20 protein-coding genes and 1 tRNA gene are annotated in these 23,129 nt (G+C 60.0%); 12 read left to right on the top strand and 9 right to left on the bottom strand.

Annotated elements, in window-relative coordinates:
- Positions 1 to 8: 8 nt before the first annotated feature.
- Positions 9 to 1,475 carry a UbiA family prenyltransferase gene (locus JQ863_RS01170; protein WP_204112503.1) on the bottom strand — a complete coding sequence of 489 codons (1,467 nt, stop codon included), beginning with the start codon at positions 1,473 to 1,475 and terminating at the stop codon, positions 9 to 11.
- A 124-nt stretch (positions 1,476 to 1,599) separates the two neighbouring features.
- Here JQ863_RS01170 and JQ863_RS01165 point away from each other — a divergent pair, with 124 nt between their 5' ends.
- Positions 1,600 to 3,345, top strand: a complete 1,746-nt coding sequence (locus tag JQ863_RS01165) for an ArnT family glycosyltransferase (protein WP_204112502.1) — start codon at positions 1,600 to 1,602, stop codon at positions 3,343 to 3,345.
- A gap of 6 nt (positions 3,346 to 3,351) precedes the next feature.
- Here the strand turns inward: JQ863_RS01165 and JQ863_RS01160 are convergent, their stop codons facing one another.
- The 7 genes from JQ863_RS01160 to JQ863_RS01130 all read right to left on the bottom strand — a co-directional run bounded on the left by JQ863_RS01160 (position 3,352) and on the right by JQ863_RS01130 (position 11,708).
- Positions 3,352 to 5,022, bottom strand: a complete 1,671-nt coding sequence (locus tag JQ863_RS01160; protein WP_204112501.1) for an adenylate/guanylate cyclase domain-containing protein — start codon at positions 5,020 to 5,022, stop codon at positions 3,352 to 3,354.
- A gap of 96 nt (positions 5,023 to 5,118) precedes the next feature.
- A complete protein-coding gene (locus tag JQ863_RS01155; protein WP_239113187.1) occupies positions 5,119 to 5,592 on the bottom strand; it encodes a DUF2165 family protein in 474 nt (157 codons plus the stop codon).
- 64 nt (positions 5,593 to 5,656) lie between these two features.
- Positions 5,657 to 7,318 carry an ABC transporter substrate-binding protein gene (locus tag JQ863_RS01150; RefSeq protein WP_204112499.1) on the bottom strand — a complete coding sequence of 554 codons (1,662 nt, stop codon included), beginning with the start codon at positions 7,316 to 7,318 and terminating at the stop codon, positions 5,657 to 5,659.
- Between the two features lie 97 nt (positions 7,319 to 7,415).
- A complete protein-coding gene (locus JQ863_RS01145) occupies positions 7,416 to 8,300 on the bottom strand; it encodes a TauD/TfdA dioxygenase family protein (RefSeq protein ID WP_204112498.1) in 885 nt (294 codons plus the stop codon).
- Positions 8,301 to 8,323: 23 nt separating this feature from the next.
- The gene (locus JQ863_RS01140) at positions 8,324 to 9,736 is read right to left on the bottom strand and encodes an FAD-binding oxidoreductase (protein WP_204112497.1); all 1,413 of its coding nucleotides are present in this window, start codon (positions 9,734 to 9,736) and stop codon (positions 8,324 to 8,326) included.
- The gene (locus JQ863_RS01135; protein ID WP_204112496.1) at positions 9,733 to 10,929 is read right to left on the bottom strand and encodes an amidohydrolase family protein; all 1,197 of its coding nucleotides are present in this window, start codon (positions 10,927 to 10,929) and stop codon (positions 9,733 to 9,735) included. The genes JQ863_RS01140 and JQ863_RS01135 overlap by 4 nt, the downstream gene beginning before the upstream one ends.
- Positions 10,926 to 11,708: a creatininase family protein gene (locus JQ863_RS01130; RefSeq protein ID WP_204112495.1), complete on the bottom strand. Its 783-nt coding sequence runs from the start codon at positions 11,706 to 11,708 to the stop codon at positions 10,926 to 10,928. The genes JQ863_RS01135 and JQ863_RS01130 overlap by 4 nt, the downstream gene beginning before the upstream one ends.
- Before the next feature lie 164 nt (positions 11,709 to 11,872).
- On the opposite strand from JQ863_RS01130, the gene JQ863_RS01125 reads away from it, so the two are divergent.
- From JQ863_RS01125 to JQ863_RS01100, 6 genes are all read left to right on the top strand, one after another.
- Positions 11,873 to 12,262 carry a RidA family protein gene (locus JQ863_RS01125; RefSeq protein ID WP_204112494.1) on the top strand — a complete coding sequence of 130 codons (390 nt, stop codon included), beginning with the start codon at positions 11,873 to 11,875 and terminating at the stop codon, positions 12,260 to 12,262.
- Positions 12,263 to 12,365: 103 nt separating this feature from the next.
- Entirely contained in the window at positions 12,366 to 13,424 is a 1,059-nt protein-coding gene (locus tag JQ863_RS01120) for a glycosyltransferase family 2 protein (protein WP_204112493.1), read from the top strand.
- 26 nt (positions 13,425 to 13,450) lie between these two features.
- The gene (locus tag JQ863_RS01115) at positions 13,451 to 15,727 is read left to right on the top strand and encodes a glycosyltransferase family 2 protein (RefSeq protein WP_204112492.1); all 2,277 of its coding nucleotides are present in this window, start codon (positions 13,451 to 13,453) and stop codon (positions 15,725 to 15,727) included.
- An 86-nt stretch (positions 15,728 to 15,813) separates the two neighbouring features.
- Positions 15,814 to 16,824, top strand: a complete 1,011-nt coding sequence (locus JQ863_RS01110) for a glycosyltransferase family 32 protein (protein WP_204112491.1) — start codon at positions 15,814 to 15,816, stop codon at positions 16,822 to 16,824.
- On the top strand, positions 16,821 to 17,579 hold the full coding sequence (locus tag JQ863_RS01105; RefSeq protein ID WP_204112490.1) for a sulfotransferase family 2 domain-containing protein: 759 nt from the start codon (positions 16,821 to 16,823) through the stop codon (positions 17,577 to 17,579). The genes JQ863_RS01110 and JQ863_RS01105 overlap by 4 nt, the downstream gene beginning before the upstream one ends.
- A 3-nt stretch (positions 17,580 to 17,582) precedes the next feature.
- On the top strand, positions 17,583 to 18,515 hold the full coding sequence (locus JQ863_RS01100; RefSeq protein ID WP_204112489.1) for a phosphoadenosine phosphosulfate reductase: 933 nt from the start codon (positions 17,583 to 17,585) through the stop codon (positions 18,513 to 18,515).
- 5 nt (positions 18,516 to 18,520) lie between these two features.
- On the opposite strand, the gene JQ863_RS01095 is transcribed toward JQ863_RS01100, so the two are convergent.
- Positions 18,521 to 19,540 (bottom strand): LacI family DNA-binding transcriptional regulator, encoded by a 1,020-nt coding sequence (locus tag JQ863_RS01095; protein ID WP_204112488.1) that lies wholly within the window; start codon positions 19,538 to 19,540, stop codon positions 18,521 to 18,523.
- Positions 19,541 to 19,682: 142 nt separating this feature from the next.
- Here JQ863_RS01095 and JQ863_RS01090 point away from each other — a divergent pair.
- From JQ863_RS01090 to JQ863_RS01070, 5 genes are all read left to right on the top strand, one after another.
- Positions 19,683 to 19,759 (top strand) — tRNA-Arg (locus JQ863_RS01090).
- A 155-nt stretch (positions 19,760 to 19,914) separates the two neighbouring features.
- Entirely contained in the window at positions 19,915 to 20,772 is an 858-nt protein-coding gene (locus tag JQ863_RS01085; protein WP_204112487.1) for a hypothetical protein, read from the top strand.
- Positions 20,769 to 21,239, top strand: coding sequence for a plasmid mobilization protein (locus JQ863_RS19410; RefSeq protein ID WP_239113186.1), 471 nt, complete (start codon positions 20,769 to 20,771; stop codon positions 21,237 to 21,239). Before JQ863_RS01085 ends, JQ863_RS19410 begins: the two co-directional genes overlap by 4 nt.
- Positions 21,236 to 22,792 (top strand): relaxase family protein, encoded by a 1,557-nt coding sequence (locus tag JQ863_RS01075; protein WP_204112486.1) that lies wholly within the window; start codon positions 21,236 to 21,238, stop codon positions 22,790 to 22,792. The genes JQ863_RS19410 and JQ863_RS01075 overlap by 4 nt, the downstream gene beginning before the upstream one ends.
- A 29-nt stretch (positions 22,793 to 22,821) precedes the next feature.
- Positions 22,822 to 23,112: a hypothetical protein gene (locus JQ863_RS01070; RefSeq protein WP_204112485.1), complete on the top strand. Its 291-nt coding sequence runs from the start codon at positions 22,822 to 22,824 to the stop codon at positions 23,110 to 23,112.
- The last annotated feature ends 17 nt before the right edge of the window (positions 23,113 to 23,129 follow it).

The raw sequence follows: 23,129 nt of genomic DNA, 5'->3' as shown, positions 1-23,129 counted from the left end.
TGTTGGCGTCATTGTCCAAGCCCCTCTAGTGGGATGTATTTTGCGGCGATCACAAGGGCGCAGCACAATCCGATAGTTACCACGCTGACCCGGTCACGCAGGGCAAAGACGACCGGGTCGTGCCCGATCTCTCCGCGTCGCGCTTTCATCCAGGCGCGGAAAATCCAGTACATGACCATCGGCGCCATGCCCCAAAGCAACCGAGGTGCGGCATAGGCGGATGAGACGAAGTCGCTGTTGAGGTAGAGCGTCAGTGTCAGCACCGCCAGGCTGCCGGACGCAACACCCATCGGCAATGTCGCCTCAAGATCGTCGACTGTGTAACCACGTGCGCGCTGTTTGCCGATTTCCTTGATCCTGAGCAGCTCGATATGGCGCTTCATCAACGCGAGGCTGAGGAAAAAGAATAACGAGAAGTTCAGAAGCCAGACGGACGGAAGATGTCCGATGGCGACGCCGCCGGCAAACACCCTGAGCGTATAGAGGAATGTCAGCGCTACGACGTCGATGACGGCATAGTTCTTGAGCCAGACGGAATAGAGGATCGTGGTCACAACGTAGATCGCGAAAACCACCGTCATGCCGGCGCCAAGCGTGACCATGCTGGCCCAGAGCGACAGTGCCAGAAGGACCACCGCGGCCAATGCGCCTTCGGCGGGGCGCAGGGTTCCGGCGGCAAAGGGTCGGGTGCGTTTGCGCGGATGGGCGCGGTCGGCTTCGATGTCTGAGAGATCGTTCAGGATGTAAATTGACGAGGCGATCGCGCAGAACAGAACAAAGGCGATCCAGGCCCGGCCCAGTGTGCCGGGTTCGTCATAGACATGGCTGAACAACAACGGCAGGAATACCAGCGCGTTCTTGGCCCATTGATGCGGTCGCATGGCCCGAAGGATGCCGCGCCATGTTGCGGGCCGGGTTGTCAGGTCGACCGAGATATCGCCAAACGCACCATGCGCTTTGGCGGGGGCGTCAACCAATCCGACTCGGGCGGCTTTTTCCCAGATTGGCAGGTCGGCCTTGCTGTCACCGAGGTATTCGAAAGGACCTCCGCCGGTCATGGTGCGGATCGCGTCCAGCTTTGCCGCACCTTTCAGGTTCCGGGACGGGTCCGAGGCCAGAACGCCGTCAAACAGCCCCAGATGGTCGGCAATGGCGTTGGCCACTTTCCGGTCGGCGGCGGTGGCAAGGATGATCGGGCGGCCCTTTTCCCGTTCTGCAACGAGATAGGACAGGACGTCGTCATTATAGGGCAGGTCGGCGGGGCAAAGATCATGCCAGTCGGCAAGGTCGGATTTCAACTGGGCCCGCCCTTTGGCCAGCGAAGCGGGTAGCTTTGCAAGACAAGCACCGTTGGTCAGTGCGTGCAGCAACTGTTCCTGCGCGATATCCGTGCGCACCAGCGTTCCGTCAAGATCGACGAATACCGGCATGGGCGCCTGTCCGGGCGCGGGGGCGTTGGCCATGTTGTCTTTCACTCTGCTCACCTGCCTGGGTAAGGCCAGATTGCCGGAGAAAAGCACCAAAAACCGGGCCAAATCAAGGAATTCGCGCGGATTTGCGGGCTGATGCCAACACATTGCCACGATTTTCCAAAAGCGGATGTTCGCAAGCCATGCCCGTGTGTATGACTATGGCGGAAAGGACCTCGATCACATGACCTCTCAAGATCTTTCCCGACGCCGGAGATTTGCGATTCTGGCCGGGCTTTTCCTGTTTGCTCTGGCAATCCGGCTTGTGGGACTGGATTTCGGTTATCTTCTGGGTGACGAGCGGGTCAATTTTGCGGCAAAGGTGCTTGCCGGGCAGGTGGTGCCGGACCAGCATTTCTATCCGCCACTGTTCAACTATCTCGGCGCGGTGGCGCTGGTGGTCCTTTACGGGGTCGGAGAGGTCGTGGGCTGGTGGTCCGGCCTGGCCGGGTTCCGAGATCAGTATTTTGACGATCCCACGGTATTTTACCTTGCGCTGCGGGTGATGACGTCGCTTTTTGCCGCCGCGATTGCGCCTCTGTTCTATCTGGTCGCCCGCTGCATGGGGTTCGAACCGCGTCGCGCGTTTATTGTCGGGTTGTTCGGAGCAGTCACGCCGATCACGGTGTACTTGTCCCATATCGCCAAAAGCGATGTCCCGCTGGCCATGTCGATGGTGCTGTGTGTCTGGCTTTTGCTGCGTCGGTTGCAGGACGGTCCGCGCCGTGATTTCTGGCTGGGAGCGGGGTTGATCCTTGGTGTCAGCTTCAAGCAAAGCTTTGTTTTCTTTGCCTTTCCCCTGTTAATGATGCACCTTTTCCACGTCGTCCGGGACGAGGGCTGGGTGAGCTGGGGACGTTCGGTTCTGCGGATGCTTCTGGTCGGGATGCCGCTTTGGGCGGTGTGCAATATCGGTATCATTCTCGATCTGGCGAATTTCGTGACCTACCAGAAAATCCAGACGGTGATGTCCGTGCGTGTAGGCGAAGGCATGGGCGAGTCGCTGGTTCTGTGGTTCACGATGCTGTCGGACAATGTCATTGGGATCACTTGGGTGATGGCCGCGGCCTTTCTTGGCTTTCCCGTACTATGGGCGCTGCGACCTGGCTCCGCGCCACGTTACCTGCCGCAACTGTGGCTGGTGGCATTTGTCGCGGTGGCGCTGGTGGTCTGGATTGCACGGCTGCGCCAGCCCGAGGGCTTGTGGATCGGGTTTTTTACCGTGGTGCAGCTGGTGGTGGCGCTGGGCCTTGTGGCGCTGTTGCGGGATCGGCTGCGGATCGTTGGCGTGATTGCCTGTGTCGCGGCTTTTTCTTTGTCGGGGCTGGGTATGGCGACCATCTGGCGGCAGTCTTTGGCACCAGCGATGATGCCTGACGTTGCGGGTTATGTTGCGAACACCTATGCCGGGGCACGCATTTTCTCCGGTGTTGATCTGGGACTTCCCGTTGCAGCCGAAGCCCGAGTCGAAGAACAGGATCGGATTTCCCGGCTGGCGGCGAAATATGACGTCACTCTGCCCGAGCAGGCCGCACCGGATCACGCAGCGCCAGAGGACGGGCTTTTCATCCGGCAGGCGCCTTCGGTCATGTTTGGCCTCGAGGCGGCGTCGGATGCGGACCTGAGGGGTATCGTGCAACCCCATGCCTGGCCGCTTCAGCCAGAGGAATGGGTACTGCGCGATTGGCGAAAGAGCGGGTTTGAGGTGTTTGTCGTTTCGAACCTGGCCTACCTTGTGAACGAGACGCCCAGCCCTGTGTTCCGGGCCTTTTATGGTGAATTGGCAGCGAGCTGTGCCATCGCGCGCGTTTTCCCGGCGGCCAAGCCACTTTACCTTGAGCGTGATATCACGGTTTTGACGTGCCCGCCGATTTGACCCCAATCAGATCGCGTTCAATTCACGGGCTGCACTGACCCAGTAGACGGGCAGGGGATCGGCCAGCCCGCGCACCTGCACCTTGTCCGGGTGGGCGCACCCGATATCATGCCCGGCCAGCCGTGCGACCTCGGCGGAAAAGACCAGCTGGCACGACAGGTCTTTGCTGAGCGATTCCAGACGGCTGGCGGCGTTGACCGTGCGCCCGATCACCGTCATCGCGGCGGTGTCGGAGTAGCCCAATCGCCCCAGCACAACGGGTCCGGCATGGATGCCGATGCCGATGCGGATTGGCTCTCCGACCTCGTCCTGGATACGGGCGTTCAGGGTTTCAAGCGCAAGGTCGATGCGATGCGCGGCGCGCAAGGCCTGGGCGCTTCCCGTTTTGGCACCGGCCTTGCGGCCAAAGACCGCCATCAGCCCATCTCCCAAATACTTGTCGATCCAGCCGTCTTCCTCGCGGATGGCTTCGCCAGCGGCATCGAAGAACTGGTTCAGGATATGCACCACATCATATGGCAGCTTGTTGTCGCTGATCCGGGTAAAGCCGCGAACATCCAGAAACAGCACCACCATGTCACGTTCAACGCCCTGCTCGCTGTGACGCGCTGGCTGACGGCCATCGGCCTGCATGGGCTGTACGATACGGGTGACGGTCAGGGCCGACCGGGGCCGGATCTGGCAAGCCAGACGTACATCCGGTGGGGCCTTGACTGATTGCAGCGTCTTCAGTTCCGCGCCCTCGGGTGGGTCCAGCGCCTCGGACCCGGCATGGATGCGCACCCTGCAGGTCGAACATCGCGCCCGTCCGCCGCAGACGGCGGCGTGGGGGATGTTCTGCATCCGGCTGATTTCCAGCAGTGTCGGACCGATCGGCGCCTTGACAGAAACGCCTTCGTCATAGTCGATCACGTAGCGATGCTGGGCTTTTTCATAGAGGTAACGACCAATGAACCAGACCAGCACGGCGGCGAGAAGAACGTAAAAGCCCCAGGTCGCCCATTGGCCCCATTGTTCCAGTGTCGCCTGACTCTCCTGATTTGGCCAATTTACCGTTTCCAGAATGTCGGCGCGGATGTCGGGGTCGGCGAGATAGGTCTGCATCTCACGTCCTGCGGCCATGAACCCGGTCAGCGACAGAACGGGAAGCGCAGCCGCCGCACCCAGAAGAACCGCCTGCCAGCGTCGATACCATGCCACCATGCGCAGCCAGTAATGCAGGCCGATGCAGCCATGAACCCAGACCACGATCAACAGGATCGAAAATGCGGTGGCATTGTAGGGCCACAGCAAGAGAAGCTCATAGGCATAAAGGTCGTTCACATCGAAGGCGGTGTTGGCTCCGCGCGTGAACGAGATATGGGTAAACAGATACCACGGGATGAAAAGGCCGGTTGCGACCTGCACCGCCTCCCATGGTGGCATCCGCCAGGTGGTGCGCCGCGCGACAAGGTAGAGCGCGTGAAACACGTGATAGAGCAACGCAGAATAGAGCAAGACACCCCCAACCGTCGACCGGGTGATCGCCTGCCGCACCTCTTGAAACTGATGCATCGCCTCGACCCCAATCAGGCCAAGCGCATGGTTGATGAAATGAAACAGCACATAGGTAAACAGGATGAGGCCCGAAGCCAGCCTCAGCTTCTGGGCAGTGCTGCCACGAAAAAGGACATGCATGGTGTTGGGGTGCCCCTGCGTTTTCCTGTTTCCGAAGCTAGGGCGAAAACGCCGACGCTTCAAGAAATCCGATGTGCCGAGGCTCTTGGCGGGCTGTCAGAGACTTAGGAAAATCAGGTTCGCCGTTCCCCATAATGCCAGTTGAAAATGGGTGTTCTGCGCGCCCTCGTGACAGAACCAGTACGAGAAGTGGTTTCCGACAACGGTGAACATGGCCCAGATCGTGGTGAACATCAGTGCGCCCAGCTGCGCCAAGGGGCGGGCCCAGTCAGGTGCGCCAGTGAACCCCAGCGCCAGAAGCGCGATCACACCAGCCCACATGACAATCACAGTCGACAGCTCGCCCGCGACGACCAGCCGAAATGCGGCCCGTTGCACCGTGCGGCTGTTGATGCTGCGGTGAGCGACGCGGGCATACGCTTCGGGATAGTCGTTCTTCATCCGTGCCTGTGACAGGACTTCGGCGGTGTAGGTTTCGTTCAGATCAGGGTGAACCAGGTTGTCACGCACGCCAAGCGTCAGCCAGGCGGCGGGCAGGGCCAGCGAAATGGCCTGGGCGAAAAGGGTCATGTCCATGGGGGCCTCGCATGAAAACGGGCCACCCGAAGGCGGCCCGTTTGAAGGTCAAGCCGGATCAGGTCCAGTGGATACGTTCGGGGCGGATCTCGAACGAGATGTGGTGCCCCGCGCCCATCAGACCGTCTTTGGTGTGGTTATAAAGCGACCGCCAATAGGGTTGGATCGTGACGGCATCGTCTTGCAGGATCTGCTCGCCCTTGGCCATCAGCTCGCGCCGTTTCTCGACATCGGCAACCGCCAGAGCCTCCGAGAGGATCGCGTCGAACTCGGGGTTGGCATAGCCGAACTCGTTCCAGGCTTCGCCGGACTTGTAGGCCAGCGCCCAGATCTGCACGCCCAGCGGACGGTGGTTCCAGTTGGTGGACGAGAACGGATACTTGGTCCAGTCGTTCCAGAAGGTCGAACCGGGCAGGATGGTACGCTTGACGTTGAACCCGGCGTCGCGCAGCTGGGCTGCCACGGCGTCGGTCGTGTTTTTGCGCCATGCGTCGTCGATCGAGTGGATCTCCATCTCGAAATCGCCCATGCCCGCCTCGTCCAGCAGCGCCTTGGCGCCTGCGGGGTCGTGTTTCGGCATGCCTATATCGGCATATTCCGGGTGCGCCGGGCCGACATGGTGGTTGGCTGCCACGACACCGCGACCATCATAGCCAAGCTCCAAAAGGACGTTGTTGTCGATCGCCATGGCGATGGCCTGCCGGACGCGCTTGTCGGCATAGGGTTTCACGCCATCGACCTCGGCCAGCTGGTTCGGACGGATCACGATGGTTGCCATGGTGACAACTTCGTGCTGGACCCAACCGTCCAGCGTGCCAACGATGTCGATAAACTCGCCATCGACCGAATAGAGCGCGTCGACTTCGTCGGCCTCTGCTGCCGCGACCCAGGCCGCCGGGTCGGTGCCATAGTCGTGGAATTCGATCCGGTCGAGCCAGGCGCCATTGCCTTCGTTCCACCAGGTATGGTCTTCGTTGCGCACAAGCACTCCCTTGACGCCGACCTCAAGGCTTTCGGGCTTGTAGGGGCCTGTGCCGATCGGGTTGGTCAGCATGTTGTCGGCGACGTGCGAGGCATGCACCATTGCGGCGGGATAGTCCGCCATGCCGGGGATCAGCGTGATATCCGGCGCAGGCAGCATCAGCTTGACGGTGTGGCTGTCGACCACCTGGATCGCGCCTTCGATGGCTTTTTCGGTGTTCGGGTCGATCAGGGTCGCGAAACGGCCAGCCATCGAGTTGCCTTCGACCGCCTTGTCGCACCAGCCTTCGATATTGCGGGCCACATCCTCGGCGGTGAAATCGTCGCCGTTGTTCCACTTCACGCCCTTACGGACATTCAGAGTGTACTCGGTGGCGTCGTCGTTGATTTCCCAGCTTTCCAGAAGCTGCGGCTGGAAGGTCCCGTCGTTTTCATAAGAAACCAGGTATTCAAGCCACCCGCGCGCGAAGTTGGCGATCTGGCTCCAGTCGAAGGTGCGGGGGTCCTTCAGCGCGCGCACTTCCATCTGGATACGCGCGGTGCCGCCCATCTTGGCATGTCCAGCCGCCTGCGCAGGGGTGGGCAGGCCGATCATCGAATATGCGGTGGCTGCGGTGGCGCCAAAAGCGCTGGCGGTGGCCAGGAATTCGCGGCGACTGATCGGGTCAGTGCCGATCTTGGCCGCAGACTCGACTACCTCTTTCGGCAGCGGTTTTCCGGTTCGGGTGAAAAAAGTCATGGTCTTCCTCTCTGTTGGTATGTGCAGGGGTTTCTCCCCTTTTGTGACGCAGCAATGCTGCAATGAAGTGACGGGGTTCGCGCGCCGCCAATATCCATCAGTTCGACAGGCGCATGTCGGCAACTCCATCCTCATCCGAGGCAGAGACGCAGATGCTGGTCAGCTTGCGCGGTTCGTCATAGGGCCAAGGCGTTCCGCGGTGCAAAACCGCGCGCTGGTCCCAGATCAGCACGTCGCCGACGCGCCATTTGTGACTGTAGACATAGCGCTCTTGCGTGCAGAACTCGATCAAATCATCAATCAACGCGGCGCCGTCCTCCTTGTCATAACCATCAACCGCAAAGGAGTGCGATGCAACATATAATGCCTCTTCTCCGTTCACAGGATTGTGCCATACCGATTTCCAGTGCTGGTCGGGCCATTTGTGGAACATCGGCAGCTTGGCCAGTTCCTCGGAAATGCGGGCGCGGGACTGGGCATAACGATGCCAGATGCCGCGGCCCTCGATACGGGATTTCAACGCGGCCGGCATCTCGCGCCAGGCCGCGCGCGTCGAGGCAAGCTCGGTGTTTCCCCCGCGTGACGGCAGCACGCGGGCGATCAGGATGTTCGTCAAGGCCGGTCTGGGCAGGAACGTGCTGTCGCTATGCCAGAGCATGTTCGATTGTAGGTTCAGCGTATGCAAATCCATCTGGTCCGTTAGCGACCCGTCTGGTCGTATATTCGACACTTCTGGCACTTCGAACGCCTCACCCGGTTTGCGTTCATCGGCCTTGCGATCTTCGATTTCGCCAAAAAGTTGCGCCAGCGCGATATGCGTGGGGTTATCAAGGTCCTGGTCGCGCAGCAAAAGGGCCGAGTGTTCCTCGAACGCGGCACGCAGATCGGGGAACAGCCCGTTCGCGACCACGTCTTTCAATTGCAGGTCCTTGATCTCGATCCCGAACTGGTCGGTCAGAGGGCGGGTTTCATAGCCGTTCATGGTGGTCTTCCTATGGTCGTTGGTCAGGAGTTGGGGGTCATGGCTTCGATTTCATCCGCCGGCAGGTGGCGGACATTTTTCCATTCGCGGGACTTGGCCGAATTCAACAGGCCCTTGGGGTCCAGCCGCTTCTTCCAGGCAAGGTGACGATAGTCGGCGTTCTTCAAACCGCCGCCCTCGACCATGAATGTGTGCGCATCGAAGACGGGGAAACCGTTTTGCTCATAGGTCGCTTCAATCTGGCGGAGGCGGGCTTCATCGGTGAACCAGATAATCGGCAGGTCGAAGGTGACGATCTGGCCATTCAGCAGCGCATATTCGTGGTGCTGCCAGACATCGTCACCCAGTTGCGGACGCAGTGCGGCGATGGCCTGCGGGTCCGGGGGCGTGGGGCACCCGACTTGCAGGTAGGTGGCGCTGCGGTCCGCCTTCAGGACCTGAAGTGTGGTGTGGTTATACGAGAACTCGAACACATGCGGCAGATTGTTGGCCTTGAGTTCATCTTCGGACATGGTCAGGTCGACCTGTCCGCCATGCCGGGTCACGAGGTCACGATAGGCAGCCACGTCCTCAGCTGGGACCAGCGCGACCATCAGGTGCTTGTCGGGCCGAATATGGCCTTCAAGCCGAGGGAAATAGGCGCAGATACGGGCATCAACGGTCGAGACAAGCTTGGGGGACACATCGTCTGCGGACGCCAGTGCATAACCGGCGGCATAGGTGGCGGGATAGTTGTCGAATGTCGCCATGCAGCCGATCCAATCGCGGCGCGGAACGGCGCGGATCGTGACCTCGGTAATAACCCCGTTCATGCCCCAGGCGTGATGAATGTGGTTCACGTCATCACCTTCGAACACCAGTTCGCGCGGTGTTTCCTCGACCGATATCACCTTCAGTGCGATCAGGTTGCCGGGGTCGCGCAACATACCATGCGCGACCGAACCGATGCCGGACGAACCGCCGCCGACAAAGCCGCCAATCGTGGCGATGTCCTGCGTTGAGGGGAAGATCACCAGTTCCTGCCCGGTTTCTGCCAGCGCATCGTTGATGTCTTTCATCAACGCACCTGCTTCGGCCCGGACGAATCCGTCGCCGATTTCAAGGATGCGGTTCATGGACGTGGTCTCGATGATCAGCCCGCCCTCAAGCGGCACCGCCTGCCCGTAATTTCCCGTTCCGCCGCCACGCAGCACGACGGGTATTTCATGGGCAAAGGCGACCGACAGGCAATGCGCCATGTCTTGCGCGGTTTTGGGCACCGCGACAAGATCGCCAAAAGCACGGCGCAGGTCCTGGTTCAGGATCGGCGAATACCAAAAGAAATCGCGGCTGCGCTTTTTTACCAGAACCGGTTCCGAGATGGTCTCGACGGGGGCAAGTTCGGTCGCGATGGCGTGCCAGTCGAAGGTGGATTTGCCCGAGATGGACTCAGTCATTGCATCATGTCCTTTGCGAATGTTGCGGCAGGGGTCAGCCGCGCGCCGGCGATCAGCCCGGCCATGTCAGTGGCGTCACAGATCAGAAGGTCATCCAGCCGCGCGCCGATGATTGCCGGTGCGGGTTTGCCAAGTGCAGTCGCGGCGTCGGTCGTGACCGCCGCAATCCAGCGGTCGAACGGAGGGTCGAGGTGGGCGGCAATCACGGCGGTTTCCAGCACCCGCAGCGGATCATGCCGCCCGACAGGGCAGAAGGCATCGCGCACGTTGTCGGCTCCGAGGGCAATGCGCACCCCGGCGGCGTGCAAGTCCCGCAACAAGGTGACACCCCGTTCTGTTGGGGTGCCGTTGCGCCGCCCTTGCAGGTAGAGGTTTGTCGTCGGCAAGGCACAGACCGTGATCCCTGCGCGTGCCAGCTTGTCGGCGATACGTGCCACAGTCGCGTCATCGCGCAGCGACAGGCTGCAGGCATGACCACACAGGATGGGACCGGCAAACCCGGTAGCCAGCGCCATTTCCGCGATCTCTTCCAACCCGTTCAGGTCGGGGTCCAGCCCTTCGTCGACGTGAAAATCCAACGGCAGACCGCGCCGTTCGGCCTCGGCAAACATGTTGCACAGGCCGTCGGCTTGCCCCAGCTGGTTGCGCACGAAAGCGCCGAGCGCGTGGCCCTCGGGAATCTGATCGGCAACCTGTCGTGCAAAGCCTTTGTCGGCCATTTGCCAAACGCCGGTCAGCGCGGAAAGCTGCAGGTCGATTGGATGGTCCTGCGCGAGCTCCAACAGCACGGACCACGACCGGGGGGCAGGCGCGTCGTCGCCCCAGTCCACGTGGCTGCGGGCGATGCCGACGCCTGCCGCCGTCATCTCGGCCAGACCGATCCGGGCGCGGCTGCGGATGTCCTCATCACTCCAATGCACCTTGTCGATGCGCTGGGCGTCGATCGCGGATTGCAGGTCACCGCCAATGCCGGTCATGCGGTGTATCGTGTGCGTCTTGTCGAGGTGGCAATGCGGTTCGACCAGCCTGGGGATAAGGATCGGGGCGGCGGTGCTTTCGGAAGTCGCGCGGATTTCCGTTACGCGCCCATCCTGCAGCACCAGTTCAGCGCGTGTCAGCTCAGAGGTACCCGGTGCCCAAAGGCGGGGAATCGCGACCGGGCCAAGGCGGGACGGGTTGGGCTGGTCCTTCATTGGGGGTCAAACCGCGCGAACTCGGACAGGAAGGCCGCAATGCCCCGGCCCGCACTGTCCAGTAGCGCCGCACCTTTTTCGGCCGTGGCGGCAGTTGCATCGCCGCAGATGCCGCTTTCCGAGAGGTCGCCAATGACCCAGCCGGGCCGCGCCGCCTGACCGGACAGGCCGATCCAGCGATTAATATCCGCCCAATCCCGGCTGGTGGGCTGTTCGTTGACCGCCTTCGTCATGTCGACGCGGGACGGGTCCAGCGCAAGCATTGCGCTGGTTTCGCTGTCGCCGGCGTGGATATCGTGAACTGAAGCTGCATCCGGGTAGATGGTCGACCAGTCGGAAAAGCCAAACCATGATCCGTGGGCCGTGATCAGCCCGTGTTTCTGGCGCAGCTCGCGCGCGGCGATTTCCAGAACGGCAGCGTTGCCGCCATGCCCGTTCAACATGAACAGCCGCTTTATCCCGGCGCGCGCGACGCCGGCGCCGATGTCGTCGAGCATCGCCAGAAGCGTCGTCCCCGACAGCGAAATACCTCCCGGCACTGCATCATGCTCATTGCTTTTGGTGATGGTCAGCACCGGCAGGATCAGGGCCGAGACATCCGCCGACCAATGTGCCCGGCTGCGATCCAGCGCGGCCATGACAAGGTCGCTGTCCACACTTAGTGGAAGGTGTGGCCCGTGCTGTTCAGTCGCGCCAAGTGGCAGGATCGCGATGCAATCCGGCGGAAGGTTGGCAAATTCCGGGGCTGTCAGGTCGGACCATTTCGCTTGCACGCTCATGTCCGACCCCCGGCAGAGATCACATTACAAAACCCGCTCACGCGTTCCTCCTTTCGGAAAACGGTTCAGCGGCCCTTGATCAGATCTGTGCCAGAGATGGAGCCACAATTGCAAAGTCGGACGATTCTTGCAAGCTATGCCAAGATCAAAATCCGGAGACCGACATGCGTTCGCTTGCACCCAGCAGTATCGCCCCGCCATTTGCCAATTATTCACACGGGATCGAACTGCCGCCCGGGCAGCGGATCGTGCGGACGTCCGGTCAGTTGGGGATGACGGCGGATGGGGCGATCCCAGACGGGGCCAAGGCGCAGGCGACGCTGTGTTTCGGCAACATCGAGGCCATCCTTGCAGAGGCTGGAATGGGTCGGGCGGACGTGTTTCACCTGTCGGCCTATGTCACCGACCGGGCACATATGGCGGGCTATATGGCGGCACGGGACACCTTTTTGAATGGCATCACGCCGCCACCGTCGTCCACGCTGGTGATCGTTTCTGGCTTCACGCGACCAGAATTTGTCGTCGAGGTCGAGGTCTGGGCCGCCAAAGACTGACTTTGCTGTCACATCATGGACGCACACGCCGCGCAATTGCGGTCTTGCCTGCTGGTGTGATGCGCGGCGCGTGTTATTCATGTCCGGGAGCAGGATAAAGGGCATGGCCAACATGCGCGTGTTACTGGTCACGTCGGTTCGCGACGAGGGACCCTATCTTCTGGAATGGATCGCGCACCACCGCGCCGCGGGGGTGACCGATTTCCTAGTCTATTCCAACGACTGCGAGGATGGCACCGATGCCATTCTGAATGCGCTGGACCGGGCCGGAATCGTGACCCATGTTCCGCAGCAACGCGAGGGCGGTAAATCGGTTCAGTGGCAGGCGCTGAAGTCGGCGTGGAAACACCCTTTGCGCAAGGTCGCCGATTGGGTTCTGGTGTCGGACGTTGATGAATTCCTGAATATCCATGCTGAGGGCCATGACCTGTCTGGCCTTCTGGCCGCGCTGCCTGGCGACGTGGACGGTGTGGTGATCCCGTGGCGTCTGTTTGGTAGCAATGACAGGATCGAGATCGAGGACCTTGCAACCACCCAACAGTTCACCCGCGCCATCCCGCCGGATGTGCAATTTCCGGTGGCGGCGAGTTTTTTCAAAACCCTGTTCCGCACGTCGGGACCGTTCAACATGCTGGGTGTCCATCGCCCGCGCCAAAAGGCCGAGGACAAGCACGGGTTGCCGAAACTGGTCGATGGGGCAGGGCGCGCCTTTCCCGAAGCGTTTCTGCGGAATGAGAAACGTCTGTCGCTCTGGGGAATGCCGCCGGGCCGTGCGCTGGTGGAAATGAATCATTACTCAGTCCGTTCCGCCGCCGCATTTCTTGTAAAAACTGGGCGGGGATTGCCGAACCGGACGTCCAAGCAGGTCGATCTGGGGTATTGGGTCGAAAGGAATTACAACCAGGTCGAGGACCGCTCGATTGACGTGATGCGACCGGGCACCGAGGTTGAGCTGCAAGCGCTGCTGCAGGTGCCGGACGTGGCGGATTTACATCTGAAGGCGGTGGGCTGGCACAAAGCGCGGTTTGCACAGATGTTGCGGGATGCGGACAATCACCAGCTTCTGACCGAGATTCTGTCGGCAGGTGGTAGCGTGGCGCTTTCGAAGAGTTTGCAGCAACAATTGGTTAAATGGTATCAACTAACGCAAGGGGCGTCGTGAACGAACGCATCCGCGCAGGCATCGGAATGAGCAAGCCAGACATCCAAAGCATCACCCTACCGCATATCCGATGCGGCGACGCCACCGTTCTGGCCTGTGTCGGCACGGGTGAGGACTGTCGTGTGTTCTTTGCTGCCGGGTTCAATGCCAAACGTGTCACCGAGGCCACGGGTTCAAAGATCAACGACGTGCGGTCGGTCGGGGATGCGCTGATCGTGACTGCGGTTGCGGACGAACAGGGCGACACAGGGGCGTGTGATACTGGGGCGAGCGACACCGGGTCGGTCACCCTGAACATCGATGGCATACCGTATGCGTTTTCGCCCCAGCCTGCCCGGACGGACCTGTTTCAGGGGTTGAATACCGGGCTTGTGATCCACAATGGCGAGACCGCGCGCGACGCTGCCGATTGGCTGCGTTGGCACATGCGTCACCACGGGTTGCAGGCGGCGCTAATCATCGACCGTGCCCTGCCGGACCTGTCGCGCAGCTTCATGGACGAGCTTGCGGCGGAGGTCGGTGATCTTGACGCACTGGAACGTGTTGTCGTGCTATCCTTTGATCTGCCGCTTGGCCAGCCCGATATGCCGCCCGAGGCCCACCCGTTTGCCACGCCCGGCGCCCCCGGCAAGGACCGAATGAAGGTGCCGTCGGCCGATCCGTGGCGCTCTCCGCTGGGGCAGTTGCAACTGTTTGAACTGGCACGGCGGATGTTCCTGAATACGGCACGGGCGGTGATCTCGGTCGAGATGTGTGATCTGGTGCAGGCCGCCCCGGGGCCGGTGTTTGACCGGGTGGTGGCGTCCAGAACCGGGGCTTTGGCGCTGAACGGGCGGCACGTCTATCCGTGGCGTGTCCGCAAGGGCGAGGCACCGGCATTTGGGGATCATATCTGCATCCAGTTCGATGCCACACGCGGCCCGCGTCGCTGGGCGGTGGCACCGGACAAAGCCGGAGAAAACAGCGTCTGGCGTTTTGTCCGGGTGGTTGGTACGTCGCCCGGACCGGATGAACACCACGGGTTTTATCGCTACATGGCGCTGCGCCACCCAACGGCGTCGGTGGCCCGGATCGTGCCCAAGACATCGCTTGTTGAAGACCCCGCTCTGATCGCGCTGGCGCGGGACGAATTTGGGCACAACCCGGTGCGGATGCCGGAAATCGAAGTGCCGAAACCCGACCCGACGCGCAATGACACCGCAATTATCACCTGCATGAAGAACGAAGGACCGTTCATCCTTGAATGGCTGGCCTATCACCGCGCGATCGGGGTTAAGAACTTTCTCGTTTATACCAATGACTGCACTGATGGGACCGACACGTTCCTTGATCTGTTGCAGGAAAAAGGATTGGTCCAGCACCGCGACAACCCGTTCAAGGGTACCGGGCTGAAGCCGCAGCATGCGGCGTTGCAGGCTGGTGAAAATGAGGAAATCATCCAGAATTCGGACTGGGTGATCTCGATGGACGTGGACGAGTTTATCAACATCAAGGTTGGCGACGGCACGCTTGATGCCCTGTGGGACGCGGTCGGCGATGCCAACATGATCTCTTGTACATGGCGGCTTTTCGGGAATTCCGACATCCACGAATATGTCGACGAGCCGCTGATTGCCCAGTTCATCCGTTGCGCGCACGAGATGACGCGCAAGCCGCACCAGGCCTGGGGATTCAAGACGCTGTTCCGCAATATCGGATTGTTCAAGAAGCTGGGCGTGCATCGTCCCAAGGGTCTGAATCCGCAGCTTTGGAATGAAATCCGGTGGGTCAACGGGTCGGGCCAACCCTTGCCCAAGGAGATGTATCGCAACGCCTGGCGGTCCACGACCGAGACGGTCGGCTATGATATCGTGCAGCTCAACCATTATGCGGTGCGCTCTGCCGAAAGCTTTCTGGTCAAACGTGACCGCGGCCGGGTGAACCATGTCGATCGGGACCAGGGGCTGGCATACTGGTTCCGCATGAACAACAACGCGGTCGAAGACACATCCATTCAGCGCATGATCCCGGCGTTGCGGGCCGAGATGGACAGGCTGCTGGCCGATCCCGAGATCGCTGCGGCACATCTGGGCTGTATGGCCGCCCACCGCGCCAAGATCGACGAATTGCGCGCGACCGAGAACTATTCCAAATTCTATGCTGACCTGACCGGGCCGCGCCTGCAGAAACTGGCGCGGATGCACCACGCATTCGGGGCCAATGTGTTCCTTGCAGGGCCGGACGTGATCCCTGATGAAGTGCTGGAGCGCGGTGAGGATGAGCAGTTTTTTTTCACCGTCGAACGCACCGAAACGGCGCATTAATCGAGCTGACGGACAGTGTTAATTTCCAAGACAAATCTCCAATTGATCCCTAGACTGTTTCGAAAATGGAGCCAAAAGGCAGGCCGATGAGCAAACTACCGGAAATCGCCACTCTCTGGATTGGCGGGCAACTGACATGGCTGGAACAGTTGTGCCTGAAATCCTTTGCCGACAATGGTCATCACATCACGCTCTACAGTTATGGCGATATTCCCAATATCCCCGAGGGCGTACATTCTGGCGACGCCGAAGAGATTTTTCCGTCCGAGCCGATGTATCGCCACGCCCGAACCGGCAGTCCCGCGATTCATGCCGACCTGTGGCGACTGAACCTGTTGAAAAAGACCGACAAGATTTGGGTCGACGCGGATATGTATTGCTGGCGGCCTTTTGACTTCTCGCGCCAGTCGGTCTTTGGATGGGAAAAGGACGGCCTTGTCTGCAATGCGGTGTTGGGCCTTCCCAAAGGGTCGAAGGCGCTGGACCTCATGTTGGAATTCTTCAAGGACGAATACGCGATCGGGCCGTGGCTGAAACCTTGGCAACAGGCGGAATTGCAGGCTGAAAAAGACGCTGGAAAGCCGGTCCACATGACCGAACAGAACTGGGGCTTCACCGGCCCCGCGGCGGTGACGTGGTTCCTGCAACAATCGGGTGAGATCAAGTATGCCGAACCGGTCGAGGCGTTCTATCCGATTTCGTTCAAGGACCGGAATCACATGATTATGAGCCGGTTCAACATCGAGGACCGGCTTACCGACAAGACCCGTGGCGTCCATTTCTGGGCCCGGCGGATGAAGCCGCGGCTTGAGGAAAAGGAAAACAATACCCCCCGTCGCGGATCTTTCATGGACAAGCTGATTTCGAAACATGGGATTGATCCCGCAGCGGCGCCGATCCCGGCCAAGATCGTCAAGAAACCAGAAGGTCACGATGATCCCGAGTTTCGCGCCAAGATCGCGATCGAGGCGCTGAAAGGTGAGGCGTCGATCGACAAGCTGTCGCGCGATTTCCGGGTCGAGAAGCAATATGTCAAGGAATGCCGGGACATGCTTGTGAAGGGCGCGCCGGGTCTGTTCAAAGAGGCCGGGGCATGAGCTTTCACCCCAAAATCCTTGATAACTATCTGCACCAGAAGCATTTTCTGCAACTGGTCAATATTCCTGTCAGCGGCAAACCTTTTCTTTACATGAAGAACCACAAGGCGGCCTGCACCACGGTTCTTGCGACCTTGATGGCGCATATGCTGTCAGAGAAAGGCGAGGACGCAGCGTCGATCGATATGTCCACTGTGCATACGCCGCCAAAATCGCTTTTGCTGACCGGCCCGCGCGGGCTGTCGATGCCTCGTGTGATGGAGGCGCTGGCGGACCGGCAGGTGTTCCGCTTTACCATCCTGCGCGAACCGACTGCGCGCACGGTGTCGTCCTATGCCGACAAGATCGTGAAGGGAGACAAGCAGAAAGCCAAGCTGATGCGCTATCTCAAGCGGCCGGTGAACAGCGACATGTCGCTGTCGGAATTCCTGGACGTGATGGCGCAGGATGAGGGCGCCCGCGACGTGGACCGCCACTGGCGCAGCCAGCGCAAGGAAGTGTCCTATGATTTCATCAACTATGATTTCGTCGGCGACATGGCGGACCTGAAGGGCGCACTTGCTCATGTTACCCGCCGGGTGTTCGATGCTGAACCGATGCTGCAGGACACGCGGTCGTCGTTGGGCCATAAGTCGTCCAGCGCCGAACTGATTGCCGAGATGACTCCCACCGACCGCAAAAACATCGAAACTGCCTTTGGCCCGGATTTCGAGATGTATGAAGACGTGCGTAAAACTTTGGCGCAGGCGGCCTGAACGATGAACGACCAATCCTCCCCTCCCGCCGAACCAGCCGTGGAACCGATCACCCGAGATGCCTGGCGGCAGAACCTGCATCAGATTGGTGATGATGAGGGCTTTTACGAGGAACTGGGCGCCCAGCACACCGCGCTTTTCGTAGAGCGCGGCGAAACCCTGATCGTGACCTTTGAAAACCTCGATCACGTCTATGAACGCGGCGACGACAAGATGCCGTGGGGCTATGATTTTGTGACCTCACGCGGTTGGTCCATGCTGGGCATGATGGCCCATGATTGGACATGGTATCGTGACCGTGACGTGCTGGACTTCTTTGACCGTCTTCGAAATGACGGCTTCTTTCAGAAGTTTGACAAGGTGGTATTTTATGGCGCGTCCATGGGAGCATATGCAGCAGCGGCGTTTTCGGCGGCGGCGCCCGGTGCGACGGTGATCTGCATCTCGCCGCAGGCCACTCTGGACCGAGAAGTCGCCGGCTGGGAAACGCGGTATCGCAAAGCGTGGCGGCGCAATTTCAATGGCCGCTATGGATATGCGCCGGACATGGTGGCTCATGCCGGCGCCGTTCACCTGTTCTATGATCCGCGCGCGTCGCTGGACGCGATGCACGCCGCACTGTTCCGGGGCCCAAACATCCACAAGTATCGGTGTCGCTTCATGGGGCACCGGATCGCGTCATTGTGGCTGCAATTGGGGATCCTGAAACCTGTGGTCGAAGGCTGTGTCGATGGCAGTTTGACCGGGCCCGGGTTCTACAGCTTGTTGCGTCGCCGCCGAGAGAACCCGCGCTTTCAGAAAGAAATGCTGCAAATGCTGGAAGCTGCCGACCGGCCCCGTTTCCTGATCCGCTACTGCAAGGCCGTCCTTAACCGCCGCCGCGCTCCGCATTTCCGCAATGCGATGAAGCGGGCCGAAGCGCGGATCAAGCCCTGACCGGATCAGCGCCGTTTCAGCGTGTCCCCGAAGGAAATTTTCGGCGTCAGCTCGATAATCCGTTCGGGGTCTTCGCCGGCGACACGTTTGGCGATGATCTCGGCGGCCTTCTCACCGATCTCGCGGCGGCACGCATCCATTGTTGCCAAGCGGCGCGGCAGGCCTTCCAGCAATTCGACCTTGTTGAATCCGGCAAGTCCGACCTGTTCGGGGATCTTGACGCCTTGCTCCAACAGGTAAAGCAATCCACCTGCGCCGATCATGTCATTGGAATAATAAAGGAAATCCAACTCTTCCGACCGCTTCAGGATCGTCTCGGTCATCTCGCGACCCTTGGCGAGCGCCGAGCCGCCGGAATAGAACTCCTGGTCCATGATCTCGACACCTGACTTGGCCAGGGCCTCGGTGAAACCTTCGAACCGCTTGCGGGCCCGGTGATCCAGCGGCATCTTGGTGCCAAGGAAGCCGATGTTCTGAAACCCCGCCTTGAGGATCGCCTTCGCCATCTCACGTCCGGCACGACGGTGCGAGATTCCGACCATCGAGTCGATCGGCTTGCCGTCGACATCCATGATCTCGACCACCGGGATACCGGAAGCTTCCAGCATGGCGCGGCTGGCGTCCGATCGCTCAAGACCGGCAATGATCACGCCCGACGGCCGCCACGACAACATTTCGTACAGCACTTTTTCCTCGGACTCGGGCAGATAGTTGGTGACCCCGACCACCGGTTGCAGACCGGTGTCCTCCAGCACAGCGGAGATTCCGCTCATCACTTCGGGAAAAACCATGTTGGATAGGGACGGGATGATGACCGCGACGAGGTTCACCCGCTGGCTGGCCAGCGCGCCGGCGATCTTGTTGGGCACATATCCCAGCTCTTTAGCGGCTTTCAGAACCCGTTCGCGCGTGGCGGTCGACACGTCGCCCCGGTTGCGCAGCACGCGGCTGACCGTCATTTCCGACACGCCCGACGCTTCGGACACGTCGCGCAGAGTTAGGGAGCGCCTGTTTTCATCTGTCACTGAGTTCTTCCTGCACTTGGTTGCAAAAATGTTACCGCGAACAGTTCAACATGTTCAAGCACGACGATAAGTCGCCCCACCGGGAATTTCGCAAATTCCACCGATGACAAGCCCCGCCGAGCGGGCTAGAACACCCCGGCGCGGCCCCGTGGCTCAACAGGATAGAGCAGCCCCCTCCTAAGGGGCAGGTTGCAGGTTCGAATCCTGCCGGGGTCGCCAAAACCAACTGAAAAATATGGCTTATTTACAGGATGTTGTGCGGAAGCGTGCAGAAAGTCCCGTCAGCTTTCGTGGCGAAATCGGCTGAAACGGCCGATTTCTCGTACAAAACCTGTACAAAATTCGCACGTTTGTGCGTATTTCGGGGGCCAATCATGAGCCGCCATAGCTTTGATCCCGAAATCGCGAAACGCGTTGGCCTGAACGCGGCGGTGATCTTCCAGAACATCAACTTTTGGATCGAGAAGAACCAAGCCAATCGCCGGAACCTTCGCGACGGGAGGTTCTGGACCTACAATTCGATCTCGGCCTTTGGTGAGTTGTTCCCCTATCTGAGCGAGAAGCAGATCCGTACGGCGCTCGAAAAGCTGGTCAGTGCAGAGCTGATCATCAAGGGCAATTTCAGCGATGATCGTTATGATCGGACCTGTTGGTATGCCCTGGGCAACTCCATTTGCCCAAATGGGCAAATCGATCCGTCTGAGAGGGAAAATGATGCATTTGCCCCTGAGGGCAAGCCATCTGCCCCAGAGGGCAAATCCTATAAGAACAGATATAAACCATATCAAAAACCAAATCCTTCGCATGCGAAGGCGGCGGTGGAGGATCAGGTTTCAGAAAAGATTTTGTCAGCCTATCCCGAGGATCGCGTTCGCGGGAAAGCGGTTTGCCTCTCGCAAATCCGCCAAGCGCTGGCCGACGGAGTGGATGCCAAAGACCTCGAGGATGCCGTGCGGTCCTATGCGGCCGAGAGCGAAGGCTTCACCCGCTCGAAAGTGTGCTTCTCCGACAATTGGTTCACGTCTGGCCGTTGGTTGAAATACCTTCACGACGTTGAGGAGGCACGAGAAGCTGGCAAGGCCAAAGAGGTGGAATTGCTGAAAGGTTTGGCCGACTGGATCACAGACCGCCATCCGCTGTGCCGCCATATCACGCCCGGCCAAGTAACCGCTTTGCTGGCCGCAAACCTGGTCAGCCCTGCTGAAATCGAGGCGGCGGGGCTTCGAGCATGAACGCAACTGATCCCCACAAAGAGCAGAGAGCAAGGTTACCCACCGATTACATCGGCGGGACTTGTGAGGGGCGGCAAGCCTCCCCTTCAAACCCCAACCAGACGCGCGCAAGCGGCGTCAAAGAGGGCCTTTCCGAGAGCGTGATCTTTCGATGCACACCGTCGGAAAAGGCAGCACTTGTGGCCAAGGCGCGCGCCGCTGGCCTGCCCAATGCCACGCTGATGCGCGAGGCCTTGGGGCTGACCGAGGCACGTCGGCGAAAGCCCATCCCTCGTGTTGACCCGAAGCTGACCTTTGCGATTTCCCGCGTCGGCGGCAACCTCAATCAGCTCTCCCGCTGGATCAACGGCGCGGTCAAATCCGGCCGCGCGAGCCAGATCGATGCGCTTAAGGTCGCTGCTCAGCTCGTGGCCATCGAGCGGCAATTGGCGCAGATCGCGGCGGCACACACAGGCGGCGGCGAATGATCATCACGTTTTTCTCCACCGGCACCGGCGGCGGGGCGGCCCCCGTCGACTACCTGACCGCGCGCGAAGTTCTGGCCTATGACGAGAACCGCAATCTGATCCGCGATGATAACGGCCAGCCGCAAAGCAAGATCCGAGACCCGCTGCCCGAGGTGCTGCACGGCAACCCCGAGCAGACCCACCGCCTGATCGACGCGAGCCCCAACAAGTGGAGCTACACGGCAGGCGTGATCAGCTTTGCCGACAGCGACGATCCCAGTCCCGCCGCCCAGCAAGAGGCCATTGAGCTATTTAAGGCTCTGGCCTTTGCCGGGCTGGACAGGGATCAATACGATTGCCTCTGGGTGCACCACTCGCATGAAGGCAATGTCGAGCTGCACTTCTGCACGCCACGCCTTGAGCTGAGCACGGGCAAAGCGTTGAACATCGCACCGCCAGGCCATGAAAACGCCTTTTCCAGCCTGTGTGATTTGATGAACAAGACGCACGGTTGGGCAGACCCTTTGGAGCCAGATCGCGCTCGCGAAGTGAGGGCGACGATTGAAGCGCCGACGCGCGCGCAAGGTCGCGAAGCGCTGCACGATTGGATCCTCGATCAGATCAGCGTCGGCACCATCAGCGACCGCGCCAGCATGATCGACGCGCTCACAGACGCGGGCTTCGAGATCCCCCGTGCCAGCAAGAATTACATCACCGCCAAAGACCCCGACACCGGCGAGCGCTGGCGTTTGAAAGGAGAGATTTTCCATGACGACTGGCAAGCCGAACCGCCTCGCCGAGAAATTGAACGCGGACCTGGAGACAGTACGCAGCGACCACACCGCCTTGATGGCATCTCAACTGGAGAGCTTCAGGAGCGATTTCAGCAGCATTGCGACCAGCGCGCTGCATACAATCGAGACCGATATCAGGTTCTTTCTGAGCGACAGCAGGAGCGAGTTGGAGAGGCGGAGCGAGACGATCAGGCGCTGGTTGACGATCTCACCCTGGGTGATCGTGGTGATGGTCTCATCCTGGATCGCGACAGTGCTGATCGCGAGTTGGTTTTGGACGGGCTTGAACGCGCGCTCGGAGATGACGAGGCTTGGCCTGACACGGATCGAACAGGCTGGGCAGACATGGGTGACGCTGGACCCCGACCGGACCGAATTGAAGACCTGCACCATGGCCGGGACGCCGGTCATCTGTATCGAGATCAAGGAACCCTAGATGACACAGACCCTGACAGCATTGGAACGCGAATTGCTCGCATCCGTCGAACGGTTGGTGACGGCCTGCGAGAGCTCAGCCAAGGAATTGCACGCCTTGGAGAAACGCTCGACCAGCAGGATCGAAAGCAAGGTGAATGGCTTGGCGCATTGCGTGGCGCTATTGATGAAATCACATCTCACGTCCGTCACCACATTGGCCGACTTGCTGCGCGAGGAGCAGAATTTCGAGACGCTTCAGGCGGGATTAGAAACCAGCTGGAAACTAGCGAAAGACGCCGAGAAGCGGCTGAACGAGAGTTAGATGCACGGGCTAGACACCGCAACGCGGGGCACTCGCTATGACAAGTTTCCAAGCCGCAGGAAGGCAGCACATGCAGTTCGACCACACCCAATTCACGGTGGGTTTCCGGCAAGCCTTAGAAAACGGCATCGACTATCGCGAATATGATAAGGTCAATCGCTTGCCCGAAGGCATCCCACTAATGGCTATCGCTGGTGTCTGGGGTGACTACAACGACATTCGCTGTCTATTCATCGATCAGTATGGCCAAACATATCGTCGCCATATCACCGGCAGTGCGGGTCAATACATCATCCGTGAGCTAGATTTGAACGCGAAGCAGATACATTTAGGGCAAGAGTTTGTGGTGGGGAAAGAATAACTAGCATCGTTTCGGAC

It is taken from the genome of Shimia biformata, from assembly GCF_016888515.1.
Taxonomy (GTDB): Bacteria; Pseudomonadota; Alphaproteobacteria; order Rhodobacterales; family Rhodobacteraceae; genus Shimia_A; species Shimia_A biformata.
The sequence above is the reverse complement of the archived record's forward strand: the minus strand, read 5'-3'. Positions and strand labels throughout refer to the sequence as shown.

Bases quoted from the DNA above. Each gene is read 5' to 3' on its own strand.
- JQ863_RS01100 (WP_204112489.1), top strand. From the start codon at position 17,583: ATGAACGACCAATCCTCCCCTCCCGCCGAACCAGCCGTGGAACCGATC.
- JQ863_RS01110 (WP_204112491.1), top strand. From the start codon at position 15,814: ATGAGCAAACTACCGGAAATCGCCACTCTCTGGATTGGCGGGCAACTG.
- JQ863_RS01115 (WP_204112492.1), top strand. From the start codon at position 13,451: ATGAGCAAGCCAGACATCCAAAGCATCACCCTACCGCATATCCGATGC.
- JQ863_RS01125 (WP_204112494.1), top strand. From the start codon at position 11,873: ATGCGTTCGCTTGCACCCAGCAGTATCGCCCCGCCATTTGCCAATTAT.
- JQ863_RS01145 (WP_204112498.1), bottom strand. From the start codon at position 8,300: ATGAACGGCTATGAAACCCGCCCTCTGACCGACCAGTTCGGGATCGAG.
- JQ863_RS01105 (WP_204112490.1), top strand. From the start codon at position 16,821: ATGAGCTTTCACCCCAAAATCCTTGATAACTATCTGCACCAGAAGCAT.
- JQ863_RS01120 (WP_204112493.1), top strand. From the start codon at position 12,366: ATGGCCAACATGCGCGTGTTACTGGTCACGTCGGTTCGCGACGAGGGA.
- JQ863_RS01130 (WP_204112495.1), bottom strand. From the start codon at position 11,708: ATGAGCGTGCAAGCGAAATGGTCCGACCTGACAGCCCCGGAATTTGCC.
- JQ863_RS01155 (WP_239113187.1), bottom strand. From the start codon at position 5,592: ATGACCCTTTTCGCCCAGGCCATTTCGCTGGCCCTGCCCGCCGCCTGG.
- JQ863_RS01160 (WP_204112501.1), bottom strand. From the start codon at position 5,022: ATGCATGTCCTTTTTCGTGGCAGCACTGCCCAGAAGCTGAGGCTGGCT.
- JQ863_RS01135 (WP_204112496.1), bottom strand. From the start codon at position 10,929: ATGAAGGACCAGCCCAACCCGTCCCGCCTTGGCCCGGTCGCGATTCCC.
- JQ863_RS01165 (WP_204112502.1), top strand. From the start codon at position 1,600: ATGTTCGCAAGCCATGCCCGTGTGTATGACTATGGCGGAAAGGACCTC.
- JQ863_RS01085 (WP_204112487.1), top strand. From the start codon at position 19,915: ATGAGCCGCCATAGCTTTGATCCCGAAATCGCGAAACGCGTTGGCCTG.
- JQ863_RS01150 (WP_204112499.1), bottom strand. From the start codon at position 7,318: ATGACTTTTTTCACCCGAACCGGAAAACCGCTGCCGAAAGAGGTAGTC.
- JQ863_RS01140 (WP_204112497.1), bottom strand. From the start codon at position 9,736: ATGACTGAGTCCATCTCGGGCAAATCCACCTTCGACTGGCACGCCATC.
- JQ863_RS01070 (WP_204112485.1), top strand. From the start codon at position 22,822: ATGCAGTTCGACCACACCCAATTCACGGTGGGTTTCCGGCAAGCCTTA.
- JQ863_RS01075 (WP_204112486.1), top strand. From the start codon at position 21,236: ATGATCATCACGTTTTTCTCCACCGGCACCGGCGGCGGGGCGGCCCCC.
- JQ863_RS19410 (WP_239113186.1), top strand. From the start codon at position 20,769: ATGAACGCAACTGATCCCCACAAAGAGCAGAGAGCAAGGTTACCCACC.